This window comes from Cellulosimicrobium sp. 4261, assembly GCF_040546915.1.
In the GTDB taxonomy this organism is placed as follows: Bacteria; Actinomycetota; Actinomycetes; order Actinomycetales; family Cellulomonadaceae; genus Cellulosimicrobium; species Cellulosimicrobium cinnabarinum.
Genome location: NZ_JBEPOQ010000015.1, coordinates 36,873 through 60,199, shown reverse-complemented (window position 1 = coordinate 60,199; position 23,327 = coordinate 36,873). Strand labels below are relative to the sequence as shown.

General features: G+C 73.6%; 17 protein-coding genes. 4 read left to right on the top strand and 13 right to left on the bottom strand.

What is annotated here, in order from left to right; translation table 11 throughout:
• Positions 1-26 precede the first annotated feature (26 nt).
• Together ABIE39_RS16035 and ABIE39_RS16030 are read right to left on the bottom strand one after the other, a co-directional pair.
• The gene (locus tag ABIE39_RS16035) at positions 27-965 is read right to left on the bottom strand and encodes a carbohydrate ABC transporter permease (RefSeq protein ID WP_043654299.1); all 939 of its coding nucleotides are present in this window, start codon (positions 963-965) and stop codon (positions 27-29) included.
• 4 nt (positions 966-969) lie between these two features.
• Positions 970-1,911, bottom strand: coding sequence for a carbohydrate ABC transporter permease (locus ABIE39_RS16030; RefSeq protein ID WP_114553153.1), 942 nt, complete (start codon positions 1,909-1,911; stop codon positions 970-972).
• Between the two features lie 308 nt (positions 1,912-2,219).
• On the opposite strand from ABIE39_RS16030, the gene ABIE39_RS16025 reads away from it, so the two are divergent.
• Positions 2,220-3,221 (top strand): LacI family DNA-binding transcriptional regulator, encoded by a 1,002-nt coding sequence (locus tag ABIE39_RS16025; protein ID WP_043654319.1) that lies wholly within the window; start codon positions 2,220-2,222, stop codon positions 3,219-3,221.
• A 65-nt stretch (positions 3,222-3,286) separates the two neighbouring features.
• Positions 3,287-4,810, top strand: a complete 1,524-nt coding sequence (gene arfA / locus ABIE39_RS16020) for an arabinosylfuranosidase ArfA (RefSeq protein WP_209828389.1) — start codon at positions 3,287-3,289, stop codon at positions 4,808-4,810.
• Between the two features lie 41 nt (positions 4,811-4,851).
• Here the strand turns inward: arfA and ABIE39_RS16015 are convergent, their stop codons facing one another.
• Positions 4,852-6,081, bottom strand: coding sequence for an ROK family protein (locus tag ABIE39_RS16015; RefSeq protein ID WP_175007658.1), 1,230 nt, complete (start codon positions 6,079-6,081; stop codon positions 4,852-4,854).
• Between the two features lie 101 nt (positions 6,082-6,182).
• On the opposite strand from ABIE39_RS16015, the gene xylA reads away from it, so the two are divergent.
• Entirely contained in the window at positions 6,183-7,364 is a 1,182-nt protein-coding gene (gene xylA / locus ABIE39_RS16010) for a xylose isomerase (RefSeq protein ID WP_249355793.1), read from the top strand.
• 1 nt (position 7,365) lies between these two features.
• The gene (locus ABIE39_RS16005) at positions 7,366-8,961 is read left to right on the top strand and encodes a xylulokinase (protein WP_354052540.1); all 1,596 of its coding nucleotides are present in this window, start codon (positions 7,366-7,368) and stop codon (positions 8,959-8,961) included.
• A gap of 106 nt (positions 8,962-9,067) precedes the next feature.
• Here ABIE39_RS16005 and ABIE39_RS16000 read toward each other — a convergent pair whose 3' ends face one another.
• The 10 genes from ABIE39_RS16000 to ABIE39_RS15955 all read right to left on the bottom strand — a co-directional run bounded on the left by ABIE39_RS16000 (position 9,068) and on the right by ABIE39_RS15955 (position 22,694).
• Positions 9,068-9,529 (bottom strand): tRNA (cytidine(34)-2'-O)-methyltransferase, encoded by a 462-nt coding sequence (locus ABIE39_RS16000; RefSeq protein ID WP_354052573.1) that lies wholly within the window; start codon positions 9,527-9,529, stop codon positions 9,068-9,070.
• A 154-nt stretch (positions 9,530-9,683) separates the two neighbouring features.
• Positions 9,684-10,748 (bottom strand): hydroxyacid dehydrogenase, encoded by a 1,065-nt coding sequence (locus ABIE39_RS15995; protein ID WP_354052538.1) that lies wholly within the window; start codon positions 10,746-10,748, stop codon positions 9,684-9,686.
• Complete coding sequence (locus tag ABIE39_RS15990; protein ID WP_354052537.1) at positions 10,745-11,932, bottom strand: dihydrodipicolinate synthase family protein; 1,188 nt, start codon at positions 11,930-11,932, stop codon at positions 10,745-10,747. Before ABIE39_RS15990 ends, ABIE39_RS15995 begins: the two co-directional genes overlap by 4 nt.
• A complete protein-coding gene (locus ABIE39_RS15985; protein ID WP_354052535.1) occupies positions 11,932-12,990 on the bottom strand; it encodes an NAD-dependent epimerase/dehydratase family protein in 1,059 nt (352 codons plus the stop codon). The genes ABIE39_RS15990 and ABIE39_RS15985 overlap by 1 nt, the downstream gene beginning before the upstream one ends.
• Positions 12,991-12,998: 8 nt before the next feature.
• The gene (locus tag ABIE39_RS15980) at positions 12,999-13,919 is read right to left on the bottom strand and encodes a carbohydrate ABC transporter permease (RefSeq protein WP_255436962.1); all 921 of its coding nucleotides are present in this window, start codon (positions 13,917-13,919) and stop codon (positions 12,999-13,001) included.
• On the bottom strand, positions 13,916-14,869 hold the full coding sequence (locus ABIE39_RS15975) for a carbohydrate ABC transporter permease (protein ID WP_083385437.1): 954 nt from the start codon (positions 14,867-14,869) through the stop codon (positions 13,916-13,918). The genes ABIE39_RS15980 and ABIE39_RS15975 overlap by 4 nt, the downstream gene beginning before the upstream one ends.
• A 74-nt stretch (positions 14,870-14,943) precedes the next feature.
• Positions 14,944-16,218, bottom strand: coding sequence for an ABC transporter substrate-binding protein (locus ABIE39_RS15970; RefSeq protein WP_074810197.1), 1,275 nt, complete (start codon positions 16,216-16,218; stop codon positions 14,944-14,946).
• A gap of 103 nt (positions 16,219-16,321) precedes the next feature.
• On the bottom strand, positions 16,322-17,743 hold the full coding sequence (locus ABIE39_RS15965; protein ID WP_354052533.1) for a Gfo/Idh/MocA family protein: 1,422 nt from the start codon (positions 17,741-17,743) through the stop codon (positions 16,322-16,324).
• A 380-nt stretch (positions 17,744-18,123) separates the two neighbouring features.
• Complete coding sequence (locus tag ABIE39_RS15960; RefSeq protein WP_354052531.1) at positions 18,124-20,343, bottom strand: peptidase C14; 2,220 nt, start codon at positions 20,341-20,343, stop codon at positions 18,124-18,126.
• Positions 20,344-20,426: 83 nt separating this feature from the next.
• On the bottom strand, positions 20,427-22,694 hold the full coding sequence (locus ABIE39_RS15955) for a peptidase C14 (protein ID WP_354052529.1): 2,268 nt from the start codon (positions 22,692-22,694) through the stop codon (positions 20,427-20,429).
• Positions 22,695-23,327: the final 633 nt, after the last annotated feature.

The window sequence follows — 23,327 nt, the reverse complement described above, 5'->3', positions numbered from 1 at the left end:
TGGGTGGACGGTCCGGCGTCGGACCGTCACTCCTTGACGGAGCCGGCCGCGAGGCCGGACTGCCAGTAGCGCTGCAGGAACAGGAACGCGATCACGAGGGGCAGGATCGTCAGGACCGCGCCGGTGATGACGAGGTTGAAGATCGCCTGTCCGCCCGCGGTGGCCGCCTGGGCGTTCCACGCGTTGAGCCCGAGGGTCAGCGGGTACCAGTCGGGGTCCTTGAGCATGATCAGCGGCAGGAAGTAGTTGTTCCAGGTCGCGACCATGGTGAAGAGCAGGACGGTGACGATGCCGGGCGCGAGCAGCGGCAGGGACACCTGGAAGAACGTGCGGGCCTCGTTGGCGCCGTCGACGCGGGCGGCCTCCAGCAGCTCCTGGGGCACCGACTCGGCGGCGTAGGTCCACATGAGGTAGAGGCCGAACGGGGAGATCAGCGACGGGATGATCACGGCCCAGGGAGTGTTCGTCAGGCCCATCTGGCTGAACATGAGGAACGTCGGCACGGCGAGCGCCGTGCCCGGCACCGCGACGGCGCCGATGACGGTCGCGAACACGCCTCGCTTGCCGGGGAAGTCGAACTTGGCGAGCGCGTACCCGCCCATCACGGCGAGGAACGTGGCCCCGCCGGCGCCCACGACCACGTAGAGCAGGGTGTTGGCGAGCCAGCGGACGAAGATGCCGTCGTCGTAGGTGAGCGTCTGGACGACGTTGTCGACCAGCGCGAACTCGCTGCCGAACCACAGCCCGAAGCTGTCGAAGAGGTCGGGCTGGGTCTTCGTCGCGTTGACGACGAGCCAGACGAGCGGGACGAGCGAGTACACGAGCACGACGCCGGTCAGGACGGTGAGCAGCACGCTGCGGCGGGGCTTGTCGGCGGAGTACGCGGCACGCCGGGGCGTGCGGAGGCGGACGGGCTTCGGTCCGGGGCGGGACGCGGCGGAGGCCGTGGGGGTCGCGGTGGTCATGGTCTCAGGCCTCCTTGCGCATGCCGCGGAGCTGGACCACGTAGGCGACGATCATCGTGACGACGCCCATGATGATCGCGACCGTGGCCGAGTAGTTGTACTGCTGCCCGGAGAAGGACAGCGAGTACGCGTACAGGTTCGGGGTGAAGTACGTCGTGATCGCGTTCGGGGCGAGCGCCTGCAGGATGCTCGGCTCGTTGAAGAGCTGGAAGGAGCCGATGATCGAGAAGATCGTCGCGATGACCAGCGCGCCGCGGATCGCGGGCAGCTTGATCGCCGAGATGATGCGCCACTGGCTGGCCCCGTCGAGCTCCGCGGCCTCGTACAGCGACGTGGGGATCACCCGCAGCGCCGAGTAGAAGATGAGCATGTTGTAGCCCACGAACTCCCAGGTCACGATGTTGCCGATCGAGGCGAGCACGAGGTCGGGGGAGAGCGGGTTGGGCAGCGAGACCCCGAGCGCGTCGTTGATGTTGCCGACGAGCCCGAACCGTGTGCCGTACATGAAGCCCCACATGAGCGTCGCGACGACGGCCGGGACGGCGTACGGCAGGAAGATCGAGATGCGGAAGAACGACTTGCCGTAGAGCCGGCCGCTGTCGATCGCGAGGGCGACGAGCAGCGCGAGGCCGAGCATGATCGGCACCTGGACCACGAGGAAGAGGCTGACGCGCCCGAGCGCCTCCCAGAACTGCGGGTCCGAGAACGCCCGGGCGTAGTTGTCGAGGCCCACGAAGTGCGTGCCGCCGACCATCTGCGTGCGGAACAGGCTCAGGTACAGGGAGTACGCGATGGGTGCGAGGAACACCAGGGCGAACACGGCCATGAACGGACCCACGAAGCCCCAGCCGACCCACGAGCGCCGGTGGCGTCGGGTGCGGGGGGACGAAGGTGCGTCGACCGATGGCAGGGACGCTCCTGCCACGGGTGGGGACGTCGTCGTCATGCTGTGTCCTCGTCGTCGGGGGAAGGGGACGCCGGTCGTCGCCCTTGTTTACGCAAACATCAGCATGCACGACATTCGATGTTTGCGCAAACATCGCTTAGGGTGGTCGACGTCGGCGCGACGGCGCCGAACCAGCGCTGGAGCTGTGCCGCCACTGACCGCGAGGACGACGGATGACCAACCGGCTCGACGACGACGCCCCCGTCACGACGACGGCGCCGCAGCGGCGGACCGCTCCGGTCGCCGAGACGGTCCCCGCCGTCGAGCCGGCCCGGGCCCGCCGGCCGCACGACGTCCGCCGCGTGTCGATGGCCGACGTCGCCCGGATGGCCGGGGTGTCCGCGCAGACCGTGTCGCGCGTCGCCAACGGGCACCCCGGGGTCGTGGAGGAGACGCGGACCCGCGTGCTCGCCGCGATGGCCGAGCTCGACTACCGGCCGAACAGCGCGGCCCGCGCCCTCAAGAGCGGCACGTTCCGGACCATCGGCGTGATCCTCTTCTCGCTCGCGACCACGGGCAACGTCCGCACGCTGGAGGCCATCGCGACGTCCGCGGCCGCCCAGGGCTACGCGATCACCGTCATTCCCGTCGCCGCGCCGACCCAGGGTGGCGTGCACGGCGCGTTCACGCGCCTCGGCGAGCTGGCCGTCGACGCGATCATCCTCCTCATGGAGGTGCACCTGCTCGACGTGGCGCGAGTCAACCTCCCGCCCGGGGTGAAGGTCGTGGTCGCCGACTCCGACGCCGGCGACGCGTACGCCGTCGTCGACACGGACCAGGCGGACGGCACCCGCCAGGCGGTGCAGCACCTGCTCGACCTCGGCCACCGCACCGTCCACCACCTCGCCGGCCCGGAGAGCTCCTTCGCGGCCGAGCGCCGGGCCGTCGCGTGGCGCGAGACGCTGGAGCGCGCCGGCCGTCCGGTGCCCGAGCCGGAGCGGGGCGACTGGTCGCCCGCGTCGGGCTACGAGGCCGGGCGGCGGCTCGCCGAGGACGACGACGTGACCGCGGTGTTCGTCGCGAACGACCAGATGGCGCTCGGGCTCGTGCGCGCCCTGCACGACGCGGGCCGGCGCGTGCCGCAGGACGTGAGCGTCGTCGGGTTCGACGACCTGCCCGAGTCGAGCGAGTTCCTGCCGCCCCTGACGACCGTCCACCAGGACTTCGCCGAGGTGGGGCGTCGGTGCGTCGAGCAGGTCCTGCGCCAGGTGCACGACGGCGTCGCCGAGACCGGGACGCGGCTCGTGCCCACCCGTCTCGTCGAGCGCGCGAGCACCGCACCCCCGCCCGCCGCGGCCACACGTCGCTGAGCGTCGCCCGCGCACCGCAGAGCCCCGCCGTCGACCCGTCGGCACCGACCCACGAGACGAGGACCATGACCCACGCACGCATCCAGATCGATCCGGACGACGCCGTGGGCGCCGTCTCTCCGCGGCTGTTCGGCACGTTCGTCGAGCACATGGGGCGCTGCGTGTACGGGGGGATCCACGACCCCGGGCACCCCTCGGCCGACGCCGACGGCTTCCGCGGCGACGTGCTCGAGCTCGTGCGCGAGCTGGGTGCGACGGTCGTGCGCTACCCCGGCGGGAACTTCGTCTCCGGTTTCCGGTGGGAGGACTCCGTCGGCCCGCGCGAGCAGCGCCCGGTCCGGCTGGACGCCGCCTGGCACAGCATCGAGACCAACCAGGTCGGGCTGCACGAGTTCGCCGGGTGGGCCGAGCGCGCGGGGCTCGAGGTCATGATGGCGGTCAACCTCGGCACGCGCGGCGCGGCCGAGGCGGCGCAGCTCCTCGAGTACTGCAACCACCCGGGCGGTACCGCGCTGTCCGACGAGCGTCGGGCGAACGGCGCGCCGGACCCGTTCGGCTTCCGCCTGTGGTGCCTCGGCAACGAGATGGACGGCGACTGGCAGATCGGCCACAAGACGGCCCACGAGTACGGCCGGCTCGCGGCCGAGACCGCGCGGCTGATGCGCTTCGTCGACCCGACGGTCGAGCTCGTCGCGGCGGGGTCGTCGTCGGCCGACCAGCCGACGTTCGGGGACTGGGAGCGCGAGGTGGTCCGCCAGACCGCCGGGCTCGTCGACCACGTGTCGCTGCACGCCTACTACGAAGAGACCCCGGGCGACCTGCCCTCCTTCCTCGCGTCCGGCGTCGGGCTCGACCGCTACATCGCGACCGTCGCGGGGATCCTCGACGAGGAGGAGGCGGCGCTCGGCGACCGGATGCAGGGTCGGCGGCTCGGCATCAGCGTCGACGAGTGGAACGTGTGGTACCTCGACCGCTTCAACGAGCGGGACAAGGAGCCGCTGCTGACGGGGGCGTGGAACGTCGCTCCGCGGATCATCGAGGACGAGTACGCGGTGGCGGACGCCGTCGTCGTCGGGAGCCTGCTCAACTCGCTCGTCCGGCACGCGGACCGGGTCTCGATGGCGAACCAGGCACAGCTCGTCAACGTCATCGCGCCGATCCGCACCGAGCCCGACGCCGACGCGTGGCGGCAGACCATCTTCTGGCCCTTCGCGATCACGGCCTCCCGTGCGCGGGGCGCCGCGCTGCGCGTCGCCGCGGACTGCCCGACCGTCCCGACCGCCGCGTACGGCGACGTGCCCGTCGTCGACGTCTCCGCGACGACGACCGCCGACGGTCGTGTCGAGGTGTTCTGCGTGAACCGTGACCCGGAGCACCCTGTCGAGGTCACGCTCGCCGCGGGTGGGGTGCGCGCGGTGCGCGACGCCGTCGTGCTGACGGTCCCCGAGGGGCACGACCGGTTCGTGACCAACACGCGGGACGCGCAGCCCGTCCGCCCCGTGCCGCTCGGCGCGCGCGTCGAGGACGGCGAGGTGCGGCTGACGCTCCCGGCGCTCTCGTGGGCGGCGGTCGGGCTCGACCTGGCCTGACGCGGGCCCCTGGGCGCGCACCACCGGCGCGCGCCCGGGGATCAGTCCTCGGCGACCCAGGCGCTCGGGTCCTCGACGACGCCGCGCAGCACCTCGCGCGCGCCGCCCGTGAGCGCGGCGTGGTCGCCGACCGGCGCGGGCAGCAGCACGACGTCGGTCCAGGGGGCGGCGAGGACGCGCGCCCGGAGCTCGGCCTCGGCGGCGGCGCGCAGGTAGGGCAGGAGCGCGGGGTAGATGCCGCCCAGCAGGACGGTGTCGATGTCCACGAGGTTGACGTAGTCGGCGAGCGCGCTGCCGAGCGCGGTCCCGGCGCGCTCGACCGCGGCGAGGGCGTCCGGCTCGCCGGCGTCGAGGGCGGCGACGAGCGCCCCGGTGGGCGCGTCGACGGGCAGGCCCGCGCCGCGCAGGAGCGCGTCCTTGCCCGCGTACTGCTCGAGGCAGCCCGTCGCGCCGCAGCGGCACCGGGGGCCGCGCGGGTCGACGACGACGTGCCCGACCTCGCCCGTCCAGCCGTGGCGGCCGTGGAACAGGCGGCGGTCGACGACGATCGCGGACCCGATGCCCACGTCGCCCGACACGTAGAGGTACGTCGAGGGCGCGGGGCCGCTCGCGTCGTCGGGCACGACGCCGTGGCTCGCCTGGGCGAGCGCGGCGAGCTTGGCCTCGTTGCCGATCTCGACGGCGACGTCGGGGCCGAGCCCGAGGAGGCGGACGGGGTCGAGGTGGGACCAGCCGAGGTTGGGCGCGACCTCCAGCCGCCCGGCGCGGGGGTCGACGAGGCCGGGCAGGGCGAGGCGTGCGCCCGCGACCGTCATGCCGTCGGCGCGGACCTGCGCGAGCAGGTCGTGCGCGATGCGGCCGAGGCGGGCCAGCACCGCGGTGGGGTCGCTGTCGTGGAGGTCGTCCGGGTCGACGTGCTCCGCGACGACGGCGCCGGTGAGGTCGAGCACCCGGCCGCCGAGGTAGTCGACGTTCACCTCGAGCCCCAGCCCCACGAGGGTGCGCGGCGCGGGGGCGAGCGGGACGGCGGGCCGCCCGGCGCGCTGCGGGGTGGCCGGCGGCAGCTCGGCCACGATGCCGGCGGCGACGAGCCGGTCGACGAGCGTCGAGACGGTGGCGCGCGTGAGGCCGCTCGCGCCGGCGATGTCGGCCCGTGAGCACGGGTGCGACGCCTCGAACACGGCTCGCGCGACCAGGGCGAGGTTGTGCTCGCGCAGCGTGGCCTGGCGGGCTGCTGGGGGACCCGTCCGGGTCGCGACGCTGCGGTTCACGGTCTTGACCTTACCGACCCGTGCGGATAAGTTCAGCCGTAAGACATAAATAGGCCGGGGTCGATCGACGTCGCTCCGGCCCTCTCGACGAGGAGACCACCGTGGCCGACGAGCCCATCCAGGACATCAACTTCTCCTTCGGTCTGTGGACCGTGGGCTGGACCGCGCAGGACCAGTTCGGCAGCGCGAGCCGCCCGGAGCTCGACCCGGCCGAGTCGGTGCGTCGCCTGGCCGACCTCGGCGCGTGGGGCTTCACGTTCCACGACGACGACGTCGTCCCGTTCGGCTCCGACGACGAGGAGCGCACGAAGCGCCTCGGCGCGGTGCGCCAGGCCGCCGAGGACACGGGCCTCGTCATCGAGATGGTGACGACCAACCTGTTCAGCCACCCCGTCTTCAAGGACGGCGGCCTCACGTCGAACGACCGCGGCGTGCGCCGCTACGCCCTGCGCAAGGTGCTGCGCAACGTCGACCTCACCGCCGAGCTCGGCGCGAAGACGTTCGTCATGTGGGGCGGCCGCGAGGGCACCGAGTACGACGGCGCCAAGGACCTGCACTCCGCGCACGAGCGCTACGCCGAGGGCATCGACCTCACCGCGGCGTACATCAAGGAGAAGGGCTACGACCTCAAGATCGCGCTCGAGCCCAAGCCGAACGAGCCCCGCGGCGACATCTTCCTGCCGACCATCGGCCACGCGCTCGGCCTCATCGCGAAGCTCGACAACGGCGACATCGTGGGCCTCAACCCGGAGACGGGCCACGAGCAGATGGCGGGCCTCAACTACACGCACGGCATCGCGCAGGCGCTGTGGGCGGGCAAGCTCTTCCACATCGACCTCAACGGCCAGCGCTCGATCAAGTTCGACCAGGACCTCGTGTTCGGCCACGGCGACCTGCTCTCCGCGTTCTTCACGGTCGACCTGCTCGAGAACGGCTTCCCGAACGGCGGCCCCACGTACACGGGCCCGCGCCACTTCGACTACAAGCCGTCGCGCACCGAGAACGAGGTCGGCGTGTGGGACTCCGCGCGCGCCAACATGGAGACCTACCGCCTGCTCGCGCGCAAGGCCGCGGCGTACCGCGCCGACAGCCGCGTCCAGGAGGCGTTCGCGCACTCGGGCGTCTTCGAGCTGGGACAGTCCACGCTGGGCGAGGGCGAGTCCGTCGCCGACCTGCTCGCGGACCGCAGCGCGTACGAGGAGTTCGACGTCGACGCCGCGGCGAACCGCGACTTCGGCTTCGTGCGCCTCAACCAGCTCGCGCTCGAGCACCTCATCGGCTGAGGTGGCCACCGACGCCAGGACGTCCGACGCCGGCGGCGAGCGCGTGCTCGTCGCCGGCGTCGACACGTCCACGCAGTCCTGCAAGGTCGTCGTGCGCGACGCCGGGACGGGCGCCCTCGTGCGCACCGGCTCGGCCAAGCACCCCGACGGCACCGAGGTCCACCCCGACGCGTGGTGGGACACGTTCCGCGAGGCCGCGTCCGCGGCGGGCGGCCTGGACGACGTCGCGGCGCTCGCCGTCGGCGGCCAGCAGCACGGTCTCGTCGCGCTCGACGCGGACGGCAACGTCGTGCGCGACGCGCTCCTGTGGAACGACACGCGCTCCGCGCCCGCGGCGCGCGACCTGATCCGCGAGCTCGGCGAGGCGCGCCTCGCCGAGGGCGTCCGCGACGCCCACGACCGGGTCGAGTCCGCGACCGAGGCGGGCGCCCAGGCGTGGGCCGACGCGATCGGGTCCGTGCCGGTCGCGTCGCTCACGGTGACCAAGCTGCGCTGGCTGCGCGACGCGGAGCCGGAGAACGCGGCGCGCGTCGCCGCCGTCGCGCTGCCGCACGACTGGCTCACGTGGCGCATCGCGGGGTACGGCCCGGCGGGCGACGAGTCCGCGCCGCTCGGGCCGGACCTCGACGCCCTCGTCACCGACGCGTCCGACGCGTCGGGCACCGGCTACTACGACGCGACCAGGGACGGCGGCTCCGACGGCCGGGGCGCGTACCGCCTCGACCTGCTGGAGCTCGCGCTCGGACGGACCGACGTCGTGCTGCCGCGCGTCGTCGGGCCGTCCGCGACGGCGGGCGTCGCGCACCCCTCGGTCGCCGGGAGCGCGGTCGACGGCGGCACGCTGCTCGGCCCCGGCGCGGGCGACAACGCCGGTGCGGCGCTCGGCCTCGGCATGGTCGCGGGCGACGTCGCGGTGTCGATCGGGACGTCGGGCGTCGTGTCCGCCGTGACCGACGACCGCACGGCGGACGGCTCCGGCCTCGTCAACGGGTTCTCCGACGCGACGGGCCGGTACCTGCTGCTCGCCGTGACGCTCAACGCGAGCCGGGTGATCGACGCGGCGCGCGCCGTGCTCGGCGTCGACCACGCGGGGCTGTCGCGGCTCGCGCTCCAGGCGCCCCCCGGCGCGGACGGGCTCGTGCTCGTGCCGTACCTGGAGGGCGAGCGCATGCCCAACCGTCCCGACGCGTCGGGCACGCTGCACGGCATCCGGCTCGGCACGTCGACGCCGGAGCACCTCGCGCGCGCGTACGTCGAGGGCATGCTGTGCGGCCTCGCGGACGGGCTCGACGCGCTGCGGGCGCTCGGCGTCCGGGTCGAGCGCGTGCAGCTCATCGGCGGCGGCGCGCAGTCCGAGGCGGTCCGGCGCATCGCGCCGCAGGTCCTCGGCCTGCCCGTCACGGTCCCCGAGCCCGGCGAGTACGTGGCCGACGGTGCCGCGCGCCAGGCGGCGTGGGTCCTCGCCGCGCACGAGGCGGGCGGCTCCGGGGCGGACGTCGCCCCGCCCACCTGGGCCGCGTCGTCGGCTACGGTGGTCGAGGCCGACCCGGTCCCGGCGATCCGGGACCAGTACGCGGCGGTGCGCGACCTCGTCTGACCCCGCCCCCGCTGAGTGCATGGGACAGTCGCGTCCGAGGCCTTGGGGCGCGACTGTCTCATGCACTCACGGGATGCCGGGCGGGTGGGCCGGTCGGGTGCCGCGGTCAGGAACCGCCGGCGAAGCCCGTCTGGCGCCACGCCTCGTAGACGGCGATCGACGCCGCGTTGGTGAGGTTGAGCGACCGGCGACCGGGCAGCATGGGGATCTTCAGCTGGTCCGTGATCCGCTCGTGGGCCAGCACGTCGTCGGGCAGGCCCGTCGGCTCGGGGCCGAACAGCAGGACGTCGTCCGGCCGGTACGTCACGTCGGTGAACGACGTCGTCGCGCGCGTCGTGAACGCGAAGACCCGGCCCGGGAGGGTCGCCAGCGCGGCGTCCAGGTCCGTGTGCACCTCGACGCTCGCGAGGTCGTGGTAGTCCAGCCCCGCGCGCCGCAGCTTGGGCTCGTCCAGGTCGAAGCCCAGCGGCTCGACGAGGTGCAGACGCGCCCCGGTCACCGCGGCGAGGCGGATCGCGTTGCCCGTGTTCCCCGGGATGCGCGGCTCGAAGAACACGACGTGGGGCAGGGTCGACGGCGGTCGGGCGGCCGGGTCGGCGACGTGCGGCCGCCAGTCGGTGCGGGGGTCGGGGGTCTCGCTCACGCCCCCGATTCTCGCAGCGGTCCGAGCGGGGCGCGGTACACCTCGACGTCGGCCCCGGTCGTGGCGCGGCGCGGGAGGCTCAGCCCATGCGGTCGAGGTCGGTCGCGCGGACCTCGTGCACCAGCGGCTCGCCCGCGCGGAAGCGGGCGAGCTCGTCGACGACGATCGCGCCCTGCGCGAGCCGGCCCTGCACGGTCGCGGCGGCGTGGTGCGGGGTGAGGAGCACGTTCCGCAGGCGGCGCAGCGGGTGGTCCTGGGGCAGCGGCTCGGCGTCGTAGACGTCGAGGGCGGCGCTGATCCGCCCGCTCGCGAGCTCGCGGACGAGCGCGTCCTCGTCCGTGAGCCACGACCGTGCGGTGTTGACCAGCCCGGCGTGGTCGGGCAGGAGCGCGAGCTCACGCGCGCCGAGCAGGTGATGGGTCTCGGGCAGCACGGGCGCGTGCAGCATCGTCACGCGGCTCGTCGCGAGCAGCTCGTCGAGCCCGACGAGCGTCGCGCCCAGCGCGGCGGCGTCGGCGGGGGAGAGGGTCGGGTCGGCGACCACGACCTCCGCGCCGAGCGCGCGCAGCACCGCGATCGCCGCGCGCCCGGTGCGCGACGCCCCGACGACGCCGACGCGTGTGCCCGCGATCTCGTACCGCGGGGGTGCGGCCTCCGCGTCGGCCCACGGGACGCCGTCGTGCAGGGCGTTGTGGAACGCGGGGACCTGGTGGAGCAGCGCGAGCGCGAACGTCACGGAGACCTCGGCGACCGGGCGAGCCATCGCCTGGCCCGCCTGCGTCACGCGGACCCCGCGCTCCCACAGCGCGGGCGTGACGAACGGCTTGACCGAGGCGCCCGTGTGCGCGACGAGCCGCAGGCCGGGGAGCCGGTCCAGGAGGTCCGCGTCCAGGGGCGGGGTGCCCCAGGAGACGACGAGCGCGTCGACGCACTCGCGCGCCGCGGGGCTCAGCCGGTCGAGCGCGGCGCCCAGCGCCCGCGGCTCGTCGACGACGTCGAACGGGCCCGCGCCGGCCAGGCGCTCCCACGCGTCCGGGGCGAACAGCTCGGCGCGCAGCCACGGCGCGACGGCGACGACCGCGCGGGCCGCCCCGGTCCCCGGGCCGGGCCCCCCGACGGTCTCCGTGCCGGGCGCGCCGGTCACCGCAGCCAGTCCTCGAGGTGCTCCGCGACGAGCGCGTCGTCCGCGGCCGCGAGCCACGGGTACGACGCCGTCACCCGCGTCAGCTCGTCGGCCTGCCCGGGGGAGAGGGTCTCGGCCGGGTCGAGGCACCAGATGCCGTCGAGCAGACCCTGGCGGCGCAGCACCTCGTGCACGCCCGCGATGACGCCCGCGAAGTCGTGCGCCGCGTCGAAGACGGCCGCGTTCGCGTCGGTGAGCCCGGCCGCGCGCGCGGTGAGGGTCGCCAGGGCGGCGGCGTCGGGCACGGTGGCCCCGCCGTCGGGGCCGATGCCGTGCGCCGCGTGCGCGAGCGCGAGCGTCTCGACCGCGCCCCGGGTCCAGACCGCCCACTGGCCGAGCAGACCGCCCACGAACCGGGCCGTGAAGGTCGAGGCGCGCCCCTCGGCGTCGGTCACCGGGACGTCGAGACGCTGCGTGAGGTCGGCGACGATCGCGTCGTCGTTGCCCGTGTACAGCGAGATCTCGTCGCCGCGACCCGACGCGGCGACGCCGCGCAGCACGTCGATCGTGCGGTAGCGGTGGAACGGCGCGGCCTTGATCGCGACGACCGCCTCGATCGACGCGTACTCGCGCCAGAAGCCGACGGACAGGCGCGGGCCGCCGATCGCCTCCTGGAGGTAGAACCCGATGACGGGCAGCACCTCGCCGACGGCGCGGGCACGGTCGAGCAGCACGCGCTCGACCTCCTCGCGCGAGCCGGTGAGACCGGGCACGCGCGGCGCGAGCAGCACCGCGTCGTAGCCGAGCGATGCCGCGAGCTCCGCCTCCGCCGCGGCCTGCCGCACGTCGCCGGCCGCGCCCGCGACCTGGACGAGCGGGCGGGGCCCGGTGCGCAGCGAGCCCGCGGGCGCGTCGCCCGCGACCGTCGCGCGCGACACCTCGGCCGCGAGCTCGAGCACGGGCCGCAGGAGCCCGTGCTCGCGGATCTCGAACTGCGTCGTGTGGACGCCGACGGCCACGCCGCCCGCGCCCGCCGCGTGGTAGTACCGCGTGAGCGCGCGCTGGCGGCGCTCGTCGAGACGACGGTCGGCGTCGAGCGCGAGGGGCTGGGCCGGGATGACCGTGCCCGCGCGCAGGAGCGCGGCGACGTCGTCGGCGAGGCGCGGGGTCGCGGGCGCTGCGGCGGGAGTGGTGGGGGCCGTCATCAGAACGCCCCGTCGCGCACGGCGAACTTCGTCGGCTTGCCGCTCGTCGGCAGCCCGGCCGCGAGCCACCGCGCCTGCCAGTCCACGAGCGTGCGCAGCGGCACCTGCGGGTAGCCGAACAGCTCGTGGCAGCGCGTCGCGTCGTTGAGCAGCGCCGTCGGGGCGGGCTCGCCCGTGAACGACACCTCGCGGTCGAGGCCGCGGCCGAGGAGCTCCGCGAGGCGCCGCACCGACGCCGTCTCCGGTCCGGTGAGGTTGATCGCCGTCGCGGGCGACGACGCGAGCGCGAGCGAGCGCAGCGCGACCTCGTTCGCGTACCCCTGCCACACGACGTTGACGTGCCCGGTCGTGAGGTCCACGGGCTCGCCCGCGAGGATCGGCGACGCGACGTCGAACAGGACGCCGTAGCGCAGGTCGACGGCGTAGTTGAGGCGGATCGTCACGACCTTCGTGCCGCGCGAGAGCGCGGCGTGCTGGAGCACGCGCTCGCGGCCGAGGCAGCTCATCGCGTACTCGCCGACCGGCCCGACGGGGTGCTCCTCCGAGCACCCGCCGGACTCGACGGGCACGAGCGGGTAGACGTTCCCGGTGGAGAACGCCGCGATGGTGGAGTCGGCGTAGCGGCGCGCGACGTCGTGCACGAGGGCCGCGTTCGCGGCCCACGCGAGCGACGGCGCGGACGACGTGCCGAACTTGGCGCCCACCATGTAGACGACGTCGGCGCCGTCGGGCAGGGCGGCGAGGTCCGCGTCGGGCGCGAGCAGGTCGGTCGCGACGACGTTCACCCCGGCGTCGCGCAGGCGGTCGGCCTGCTCGGGGTCGGACCACCGCGAGACGGCGTGCACGGCGTCGCCCGTGCGCCCGGCCGCGTCGAGCGCCCGGCGGGCGAGGACGGTCAGGCTCGGGCCCATCTTCCCGCCCGCGCCGAGGATGACGAGGTCGCCCGAGCGGGCGGCCAGGTCCTCCACGAGGGCGGGCGACGGCGTCGTGAGCAGCTCCTCGAGCTCCGCGACGGACGTCGGGGCCTTCAGGGCGGTGGTGCTGGTCTGCGTGGTCATGTGGTGAGTCATCCCTTGATGCCGGACGAGGTGACGCCCTCGACGAAGAAGCGCTGGGCCACGAGGTACGAGGCGAAGATCGGAACGAACGAGATGGTGGCGCCCGCGAGCACCATGTTGAGCGGCACGTCCTGCTGCTGGAGCGAGGCGATGCCGACGGTCAGCGTCCAGTGGTCGGTGCCCTGGCCGATGATGAGCGGCCACAGGAAGTCGTTCCAGTGCCACAGGAAGACGAACGTGCCGAGCGTCGCGAGGATCGGCTTGCACAGCGGCAGCACGATGCGCAGGAAGATGCGCCACTCCGAGGCGCCGTCGAGCTTCGCGGCCTCGAACAGCTCGTCGGGCAGGTCGAGGATGAACTGCCGCATGAGGAACACGGCCTGCGCGTTCGCGAGCGTCGGCAGGATCAGGCCCCAGTAGGTGTCGAGCCCGCCCGCCTGCGCGATGAGGATGAACGTCGGGATGAGCGTCACGTGGTACGGGACCATGACCATCGCGAGGAACGACCAGAACATCGCCTCGCGCCCGGGGAACTTCTTCTTCGCGAACGCGTAGCCGGCCATCGACGCGAGCAGCAGCACCGCGACCACGGACACGACGGAGTACACGAGCGTGTTGACGAGCCAGGTGCCGATGTTGCCCGCGCCGAGCACGCGGCCGTAGGCCTCGGTCGTGAGGTTCGTCGGCAGGAGCGACGCGGGGAAGTCGATCGCGGCGGCCGGCTTCAGCGACAGCACGACCATCGCGTAGAACGGGAAGATCGTCACGACGGCGGCGAGCGAGAGCACGGCGTAGCGCAGCACCTTGCCGCGCAGCGACAGGTCGCTCGCGCCCTTGCGGCCGCGCCGGCGGCGGGTCGCGGCGGGGCGCACGGGCATCGCGGCGCCCTCGAGCACCCGCCCGGTGGTGGTGGGGTCGACGGCGGTCACTTGTCCCTCCCGATGGCGTAGCGCTGGATCAGGGCGACGACCAGAGTGACGACGAACAGCGCGACGCCGAGCGCGCTCGCGTAGCCGAGGTCGAAGTACTTGAAGCCCTGGTCGTAGATGTAGAAGACGAGGTTGTAGCTCGCCCGGGCGGGGCCGCCCGCCGTCATGACGTAGACGAGGTCGAAGATCTGGAACGACGCCGTCGTCTCGATGACGGCGAGGAAGAACAGGGTCGGCTTGAGCTGCGGCGCGATGATGAACCAGAACCGCTTCCACGGCCCGGCGCCGTCGATCGCGGCGGCCTCCTCGAGCTCGCGCGGCAGGTCCTGCATGCGCGCGAGGAGGATGAGCATCCCGTAGCCGAAGCGCGACCAGATCGCGACCATCGCGAGCGCGGGCAGCACGAGCAGCGTGTCGCCCAGCCAGGAGTCGGTCGAGAACCCGAGCGCGCCCATGAGCTTCGACCACGGGCCGTTCGTGGAGAACACCCACGTGAACACGGTCGCGGCGAGCACGAGGCTCGTGACCACGGGCAGGAAGAACACCGAGCGGTAGAAGCCGGAGCCGCGGAACGAGCGGCGCACCATGAGCGCCATGAACGTCGAGATGGCGAGCGACACGGGGACGATGAGCACGCTCAGCACGACCGTGACGCGCAGCGCCGACCAGAAGATCGGGTCGTCGACCATGCGCCGGAAGTTCTCGACGCCCGTCCACTCGGCGCCGACGCCGATGGTGTAGTCGAAGAAGCTCAGCGCGACGCCGGCGATCGCCGGGCCGAAGCGGAACAGCAGGAACAGCAGGAACGCGGGGAGGGCGAACAGCAGGCCGATCCTCGCCTCTCGGCGCTCCAGGACGCGGCGGGTCGTGCCGCGCGGGGGCTTCGGCGCCGGGCGGCGGTCGGCCCCGTCGGCGGTCAGCCCGTCCGAGGTGGGGGCGGTCGCGGTCATGGGTTCTCCTCTCGTACCGCGAGGTACCGCGGCGCGGGCAGCAGGGGGGACGGCTGCCCGCGCCGCGGCGTCGGTCAGCCGAGCAGCGGGTTCGCCGCCGCGGCCGCGTCCTTCAGGGCCTGCTCCGGCGTCTTCTCGCCGATGAGCGCGGCCTGGAGCTCCGGGGCGAGCACACCCATGACCTCACGGGACTTCTCGTTGACCTCGCCCGCGGTCGTGTACTGGAGCGTCTCCTCGAGCGCGGACAGCACCGCGTCGTCGGCGTACAGGCCCGACTCGCTCTCGTACGGCGAGAACCAGCCGGCGGCCTTGGCGTACTCGGCGCTCACCTCGGGCGAGGTCGCGAACGCGGCCCACTTGCCCGCGGCGTCGAGGCTGTCCGCCGTCTTGAGCACGGACAGCGAGCCGACGGTGCCGAACGCGACCGCCTCCGCCTCCTTGAGCGGCGGGAGCACGACGACGTTCTCCTCGCCCCAGAAGCCCGCGACGTCGGCCGGGCCCTGCTGCCAGGTGCACGCGATCTTGCCCTTGGCGGTGTTCGTCTGCTCGAACGCGGGGATGGTCGTCAGCAGGTCCTTCTCGATGTACCCGCCCTCGGCGAGGTCGACCGCGAACTGCAGCGCCTCGACGCCCTCGGGGGAGTCGAACGCGACCGACGAGCCGTCCTCGGAGAACACGGACCCGCCCGCCTGCCACAGCAGCGGGTAGAAGGACTCGTTGAGCGTCGCGTCGACCGAGCCCCAGTAGTTGGTGACGTCGTAGCCGGCGGCCTGGAACGTCGGCGCGAGCGCCATGAGGTCGTCCCACGTCTCGGGGTAGTTGCCCGCCTCGCCGACGGCCTCGAACGCCGCGGCGTTGCACACGAGCGGCTTGCTGTTCATGATCAGCGGCGAGCCGAGCATCGCGCCGTCGACCGTGACGGCCTTCGACGCGTTCTCGCGCAGGTCGCCCACCTGGTCCGTGACGTAGTTGTCCACGGCGGCGAGGGACTTGCCGTACTTCGGGATCTGGTCCGGGATGAGGTAGACGACGTCGGGGCCCTTGTTGCCCGCGATCGCGGTCGCGAGCGTCTCGTCGCGGCCGGCCCACGGGTAGATCTCGACCTTGACGTCGACGTCGGGGTTCTCCTCCTGGAACGCGGCGACCTGCTCGTCCCAGAAGGCCTTGTGGGCGGCCTCGTCGGCGATGACGGGGTACGTCCACATGGTGACGGAGCCGGACGCGGCACCGTCCTCGGGCGTGGGGGTGGAGCTGCCGGCACCGGCACCGCCGGCGCAGGCGCTCAGCGCGCCGAGCGTGCCGACCGCGAGCGCGGCGGTCCAGAGGCGCTTCGTCGTGCGCAGGGTCATCGACGTGTCTCCTTGGTGAGGTCCCGCCCGGGTGGGCGGGTGGGGGTGGGGGTGCTGCTGGGCGGTGTGGTGCTGTGGTGGTGCGGTCGTCGGGCCCGGCGCGTCAGCGCGCCGGGACGTCGACGACGGTGCGCCGGTGGCGCGACTCCTCGGCCGCGAACACGGCGAGGTGGCTCTGCAAGGACTCGACGGCGCCCGACCTGACGTGGCTCGGGTCCCCCGTCGCGACGGCGCGCACGAACGCGTCCATCACCCCCGAGTCGCCGCCGCCGTGGTCGTCGGCGGCGTTCGTGGCGCCGTGGTGGCCGCCGTCGTGCACGGTGACGCTGCCGTCGCGGAAGTCGGTCACGCGGACCTTCTCCCCGTCGCCGTCGAGGCACCCGTGGGTGCCGAAGATCTGGGTCTTGCGGTGGTCCTGCTCGGAGAACGCGGTCATGGTGAACGTCGCCGCGCCGCCGCCCTCGAGCTCCATGGCGACGACCTGGTGGTCGACGACGTCGTTGTCCGAGGCGTAGACGCAGCGGCCGTAGTCGCCGGTGCGCAGGGCCTCGACGACGCCCGCCTCGTCGGTCGCGTCCGTGATGACGGAGACCGGCCAGATCGGGCCCTTCTCGCGCAGCGTCGACAGGTACAGGCGCGGGGCCGAGTACGGGCACGTCGGCTCGAGCGGGCAGTCCGGGCAGCGGTCCGCCGCGCCCGCGGGCCGCTCCTCGGGCCGGAAGTGCTTCAGGGAGCCGAAGCTCGCGACCGTCGCGATCCGCTTGCCCGTGACGTAGCGGATCCAGTCGAGGTCGTGGCTCGACTTCGCGAGGAGCATCGGGCTCGACGTCTTCTCCGAGCGCCACGGGCCGCGCACGTAGGAGTGGGCGTCGTGCCACCAGCCGACGGGCTCGAGGTGCTGGACGTTGACGATCTCGCCCAGGACGCCCGAGTCGACGACGGACTTCACGAGGTCCGTGTACGGCATGTAGCGCATCACGTGGCAGACGCCGAAGAGCACGCCCGACGCCTCGACCGCGTCGACGACGTCCCGGCACTCCTCCGGGCTCGGCGCGAGCGGCTTCTCGACGAGGATCGCGTACCCCTGCGGCGCGAGCGCGACGACTGGGTCGCGGTGCTCGCGGTCCTGCGTCGCGACGATCACCATGTCCGCGACCCGGCCCGTGCCCCCCGCGGCCCGGTCGGCGTCGCCCGCGGCGACGAGGTCCTGCCAGCCGGCGAACTCCGCGACCTGCGGGAGTGCCGCGCCCAGGCCGACGGCGGGCGCGGACGTGTCGGCGGCGAGCGCGGCGGCGGTGGTGGCGGCCGGCGTGACGGCCGGGTCGGCGGGGCCGCCGGTCTGGGCCGCGGCGACCTGGGCCGCGACGGCCTGGTCGACGACGAGCCCGCGCTGGTGCGCCCGAGGGTCGGCGACGGCGACCAGACGGGCGCGTTCCGGGTGCTCGGCGATCCAGCGCGCGTACGTCTGTCCGCGGTTCCCGGCGCCGACGAGGGCGACGGTGACAGGCTGGGGGGTGGGGGTCACGTGTGCGGTCCTTGCTCCGTTGCGATGGTCCTGCGGGGCGGGGGTCTCCCGCCCCTGGCAGGCCTCGTTTGCTATTTGCTATAGCAAGCCTGCCATGCCGATGTTACGCCAGATCGGCGCTCGTGTTAACTCGCGCACGACGCGATGCGGAGTTGTGACCTTTCGCGTCGCGGCTGCGGCACCGGCGCGGTGGTCGACGTGGGTCGGGGCCGGGGGTGGTGAGTGCGGGTCTACCATCCGCGCGGCTCGTTCCTCGCGGCGCTCCCGCCAGGCCCGCCACGACCCGCACTCACCACCCCCGGCCCCTTCGTCGTCTCGCCTCGTGCGGTGCTCACCGCGCCGGGTCGCGCCCGGTGCGGAGAGCGGCACGAGGGGGCTCGTCAGACGACGAGGTTGCCCGTCGTGACGACGCGGTCGCCGTCGTCGGGGAACGCCGTGCGGGTGACGCCCTGCTCGACGTTGCCGCTGTGCAGGACGTACGAGTCGCCACCCAGGGCGGACGGTGCGAGCGCCAGGGTCCCGCCCGCGAAGGTCGAGCCCGTGGCGGACCAGCTGTTGATACCGGCGTCGAGGTTCACGTGCCCAGTGTCGCCCGACGGCGCGGTGCTCCGGACGCCGTCGAGCGCCCAGGTGACCGGCTTGTCCGCCTTCGCCCGGCGCAGGAAGCTCCCGCCCGCGGGCTTGCCCTCGAGCCGCGCGCCGCCGTCGAGCCGGACGGTCTGGTCGGCCGCGCCCGCCGCGACGAGGGCGACGTTGCGCACGACGCCGCCGCGCACCGTGAGGTCGCCGCTCACCGTCACCGTCCCCTCGCCCTCGGCCGCCTCGAGCGTGCACGCGTCGAGGACGACGGCGCCCTTCCCGGCGAACGACGCGTTCTTCAGCCCGTTGAGGGTCGTGCGCACGAGGTGCACCGGGTTCGTGACGTTCGCCTGGGTGATCGCGGTGTCCGGCAGGACCGCGAAGCGCGACCCCTCGATGACGTTGGGCCGCTTCGACAGCGCCGAGGCCTGGGAGATGATCAGGGTGTCGTCGGCCTGGCAGCCGCGGAGCTGCACGCCGTCGGCGTTGACCCACAGCATCCCCGAGCCCGCGAGGCCGTCCTTGCGGATGACCTGCACGTCCTCGAGCGTGAGGTCGGTGACCTTGACGCGCGCGACGAACCACGAGCACACGTGCCGCGTCACCGTGATGCGCTTGGCCGCGCCACCCCAGGCCGCGCCCGAGTTGGCGAACGTCATGAGCCCCGAGTTCCCCACGTACGTGAGGTCGTGCTCGTACTGGCCGTGCGTGACGAACGGGCCCTGGTCGTCGCCGTCGCCGTGGCAGTTCTCCACGAGCCCGTACGACGACGCGGTCCAGTCGTTGAGGTGCCGCGCGTTGGTCGTGTGGCAGTCGACGACGTGCCCGTAGTTGCAGTAGATCTGCTGCGTCAGGTAGCCCGCGCCGCCCCACGTGACCGACGCCGGGTTGGTCAGCGAGCAGCCCGCCGTGCGGAAGAACGTGCTCCAGCGGCGCATGACGAGCGGCCAGAACGTCGCGACGCCGTGCACGTTCTCCACGTCGCAGCGCACCGCGTACTCGTAGGCGATCGGGTGCGAGCCCGTGTACTGGTCGCCGTCGGGCCGGCCGCGGAACGCGAGGTTGCGCACGTGCACCTGCTCGACGGGCTCCACGCGCGTCCACGTGAGCGTGCGGCCCTTCGCGAGCGACCAGCCCGCCTTGTAGTTGACGCGCACGTGGGTGGCGTCGACGATCTGCGTGATCTGGACGAGGCGCTGCAGCTCGCGCTCCCACCGGCCGGCGAGCGCGTTGACCTCGACCGCGTACCACTGGCCCACCTCGAACTGCGACGAGTCCGCGACCTCGTAGTCGTCGCGCAGCTCCGGCATCGTCGCCGTCAGGGTGTTCTTCCGGACGTCGTCCGTGACCTTCCCGCGGAAGAACAGCACGGCCGCGAACGGGTCGTCCTGCCCGGCGTCCTCGATGCCCTCGGTCGTCATGAGGTGGTTGCCGAAGTCGAGCTCGAGGTTCGAGCGCGTGAACGTGTGGCGCCGCGTGAAGTTGAGGTCCGTGTGGGCCTCGATGCGGGTGATGCTGGGGTCGTTCACGAGGGCGTCGAGGGCGTCGTCGGCGGGGGTGTCGGGGCCGAAGAGGCCGAACCAGCGGAAGTCTCCGGTGCCGGTGTGCAGCGTGTGCCAGCGCCCCTTGGCTCCCGCGTCCTTCGGGGCGAGGACGGTGCCACCGTTGGCGGCGGCGGTGGACTTCGCGTCGTAGCGCACGAGGCGCGCGGCGCCGTCGCCGGGGGTGGCGTGGCCGAGGACCTGGGCGACGGTGCCGTCGTCGAGCTTCTTGGCTTTCCAGCCGGTGAGCTGGGCGACGGTGGTGGCGACGAGGACCTCGTCGTCGGGCTTGTCGTCCTTCTTGGTCGCGAGCGGTGCGCCGGGGAGGGGCGCCGCGTGGGCGCTGCCGGTGCCGAGCGCGACGGCGCCTGCGGCGAGGGAGGCGATGCCGGCGACGCGCAGCAGGTGGCGCCGCGAGGGCGCCTGGGCGGCCTCGCCCGGCGCGGCCGTCGTCGGCTCGGTCGTGGTCTCGAGGGTCATGGGGTGTCCTTTCGTCGGCCCGGCGCGACGGCGCGGGTGTCGGTGGGGAGGGGGATCAGGTGCCCGGGCGTCACCCGGGCGGGTCACACGGTGAGGTTCGCGTCGACGAGCACGCCGTCGCCCGCGGTCGGCAGGCCCGCGCGGTCGACGCCGGTCTCGACGTTGCGCGCATGGAGGACGCGCACGCCGTCGGGCAGGTCGAGGCGACCGCCCGTGAACCGCGACCCGGTCGCGGCGTAGCGGTCCCCGGGGCGCAGGGCGACGTGCGCGGTGCCGTCGGCGGCCCGCAGGTCGGCGCCGCGGAGCGTGACGTCCACGGCACCCGCGCCGGTGCCGCGCGAGACGAGGGCCCCGGCCGTCGTCGTGCCCGCGGCCCGGACGCCGTCGAGCACGAGCCGCTGGTCGCGCGCGCCGCTGAGCCGCACGCCCACGCCCTGCCACGACCCGCCCGTGACGGTCACGTCCGCCGAGCCGAGGTCGACCGGCGCGGCCGGGGCGTCGTCCGTGCCGCCGACGAGCTCGCAGTCGGTGAACGTCACGGGGCCGGCGCCGCGCAGGATCGTGCCGTCCACGCCCGTGATGCGGGTGCGCACGAAGTGCACGGGGTTCGTCACCGGCGTCTGGTGCAGCACCGACCCCGCAGGCAGCGCGAACGCGCAGTCCTCGACGACCGTCGGGCGCCGCGACAGCGACGACCGCTGCCCGACGGCGAAGAAGCCGGCCGTGCAGCCGCGCACCTGTGCGCCGTCGGCGTTGATCGTGAGCGTCGCCTGCGGGTCGAACGTCGACCGTGCGACGACGTGCACGTCCTCGAGCGTGAGGTCCGTGATCTTGGTGCCCGCGACGAACCACGAGCACGTGTGGTGCTTGACCGTGATGCGCTTGGCCGCCGTGCCCCACTGACCGCCCGAGTTGGCGATGTCCATGAGCCCGCTGTTGCCGACGAACACGAGGTCGTGCTCGTACTGGCCGTGGGTCGTGAACGGGTTGCCGCCCTGGTCGTCCCCGTCGCCGTGGCAGTTCTCCACGAGGCAGTACGCAGACGCCGTGAGGTCGTTGAGGTGCCGCGCGTTGTGGCTCGTGCAGTCGGAGACCCGCCCGTAGAGGCAGTAGATCTGCTGCGTGAGGTAGCCGGCGCCGCCGTAGAAGACCGTCGGCGGGTTGGCGACCGAGCACCGCTCCGTGACGAAGTGGGTGTTCCAGCGCCGCATGATCACCGGCCACCACGTGCGGTGGCCGTGCACGTCCGAGACGTCGCAGCGCACCGCGTACTCGAACGCGACGGGGTGGGAGCCGGTCATCTCGCGGTCGTCGGGCAGCTCGCCGTTCGCCGGGCCGTCGAAGGGCCCGGACCCGTGGAACGTCATCGCGCGCACGTGCACCTGCTCGACGGGCTCGACGCGCGTCCAGGTGAGCACCCGCCCGGCGGGCAGCTCCCAGCCGTTCTTGTAGTCGACGCGCACGTGCGACGCGTCGAGCACCTGCGTGACCTGGACGAGGCGCTGGAGCTCACGCTCGTCCCCACCGCCGCCCGGGCGCTCGTCCGAGCGCAGCGCCCACCACTGCCCGACGGCGAACGCGCCCGCGTCCGCGACCTCGAAGACGTCCGCGAGGTCGGGGAGCGTCGCGGCGAGGGTGCGCTGCTGCGTCTCGTCGGTCACGCGGCTCTGGAAGAACAGGACCGCCCCGAACGGGTTGTCGTGGGCGTTGCGCTCGATGCCCTCCGTCGTGACCGTGTGCCCGCCGAAGTCGAGCTCGAGGTTCGAGCGCGTGTAGGTGTGGCGGCGGGTGAAGTTGAGGTCCGTGTGGGCCTCGATGCGGGTGATGCTGGGGTCGTTCACGAGGGCGTCGAGGGCGTCGTCGGCGGGGGTGTCGGGGTCGAAGAGGCCGAACCAGCGGAAGTCTCCGGTGCCGGTGTGGAGGGTGTGCCAGCGGCCCGTGGCACCGGCGTCGCTGGGGGCGAGGACGGTGCCGCCGTTCGGGGTCGCGGTGGACCTCGCGTCGTAGCGCAGGAGCCGGGCCGCGCCGTCGCCCGGGGTCGCGTGGCCGAGGAGCTGGGCGACTGCGCCGTCGTCGAGCTTCTTGGCCTTCCAGCCGGTGAGCTGGGCGACGGAGGCGGCGACGAGGACCTCGTCGTCGGGCGTGTCGTTCTTGCCCGCGGGGAGCGTGCCGACGAGGGGCGCCGCGTGCGCGCTGCCGGTGCCGAGCGCGACGGCGCCCGCGGCGAGCGAGGCCATGCCGGCGACGCGCAGCAGGTGGCGGCGCGAGGGTGACGCCGCCTCGGCGGTCGTGGGGTCGGTCGCGCCGAGGTCGTCGGACGCGGGGCGGGTCTGGGATCGGGGAGTGGACAACGGGGGCACCCTTCGTGACGTCGGGAGGACGCCGTGCGGGCGGGCGACGCGGTGGCTCCGGCGGCCCGGGGCTGCGGGGTGTTCCGGGGGAGCGGTGCTGCGGGGGTCGTGCGGTTCCGGTGCTGGGTCGGGGGTCAGCGGGTTCGTGCGCGTCGTTGCGACGGTGAACCGGACTCTCGGAGAGTAGCGGGATGCTATGGCATCGTCAAGGGCAGATCGAAAGGCGTCGGCGCAGGTCAGAGCGGTTGTCGAGCAAGAACGATTGCCATAGCAATTGAACCGAGGCGGAGCTCGGCACGCAGGCCGCGCCGAGGTAGAGCCGTGGTCGCGCGAGGTAGAGCCGTGGTTGCGCGAGGTAGAACTCCGGTCGCGCGAGGTAGAGCCGTGGTTGCGCGAGGTAGAGCCGCGGTGGACCCGCGGCGCGCGCGGGCTTGGGTCGGCGCGCCGTCGGTCGGTCTGGGGGTCGTGGTCCGGGAGGCCCGGCTCGATCGCCTCTTCACCTCCATGTCCGCCCGCCACTCGGCGACCGCCGGGCCTTGGGGGCTCCCCTGTGGCGGCCCGGCGCCTCGTCGACCAGGCCGTCCCGGCGGGTCGAGCAGGCGAAACGCGGGCGTGAGGCGACCTGGACGCGCC

What these genes read in the sequence shown, in the direction of transcription:
- ABIE39_RS15975 (WP_083385437.1), bottom strand. Translation starts at nt 14,869, where the DNA reads ATGACCGCGACCGCCCCCACCTCGGACGGGCTGACCGCCGACGGGGCC.
- ABIE39_RS15985 (WP_354052535.1), bottom strand. Translation starts at nt 12,990, where the DNA reads ATGACCACGCAGACCAGCACCACCGCCCTGAAGGCCCCGACGTCCGTC.
- ABIE39_RS15990 (WP_354052537.1), bottom strand. Translation starts at nt 11,932, where the DNA reads ATGACGGCCCCCACCACTCCCGCCGCAGCGCCCGCGACCCCGCGCCTC.
- ABIE39_RS16035 (WP_043654299.1), bottom strand. Translation starts at nt 965, where the DNA reads ATGACCACCGCGACCCCCACGGCCTCCGCCGCGTCCCGCCCCGGACCG.
- ABIE39_RS15960 (WP_354052531.1), bottom strand. Translation starts at nt 20,343, where the DNA reads ATGACCCTCGAGACCACGACCGAGCCGACGACGGCCGCGCCGGGCGAG.
- arfA (WP_209828389.1), top strand. Translation starts at nt 3,287, where the DNA reads ATGACCCACGCACGCATCCAGATCGATCCGGACGACGCCGTGGGCGCC.
- ABIE39_RS16030 (WP_114553153.1), bottom strand. Translation starts at nt 1,911, where the DNA reads ATGACGACGACGTCCCCACCCGTGGCAGGAGCGTCCCTGCCATCGGTC.
- ABIE39_RS15970 (WP_074810197.1), bottom strand. Translation starts at nt 16,218, where the DNA reads ATGACCCTGCGCACGACGAAGCGCCTCTGGACCGCCGCGCTCGCGGTC.
- ABIE39_RS16025 (WP_043654319.1), top strand. Translation starts at nt 2,220, where the DNA reads ATGGCCGACGTCGCCCGGATGGCCGGGGTGTCCGCGCAGACCGTGTCG.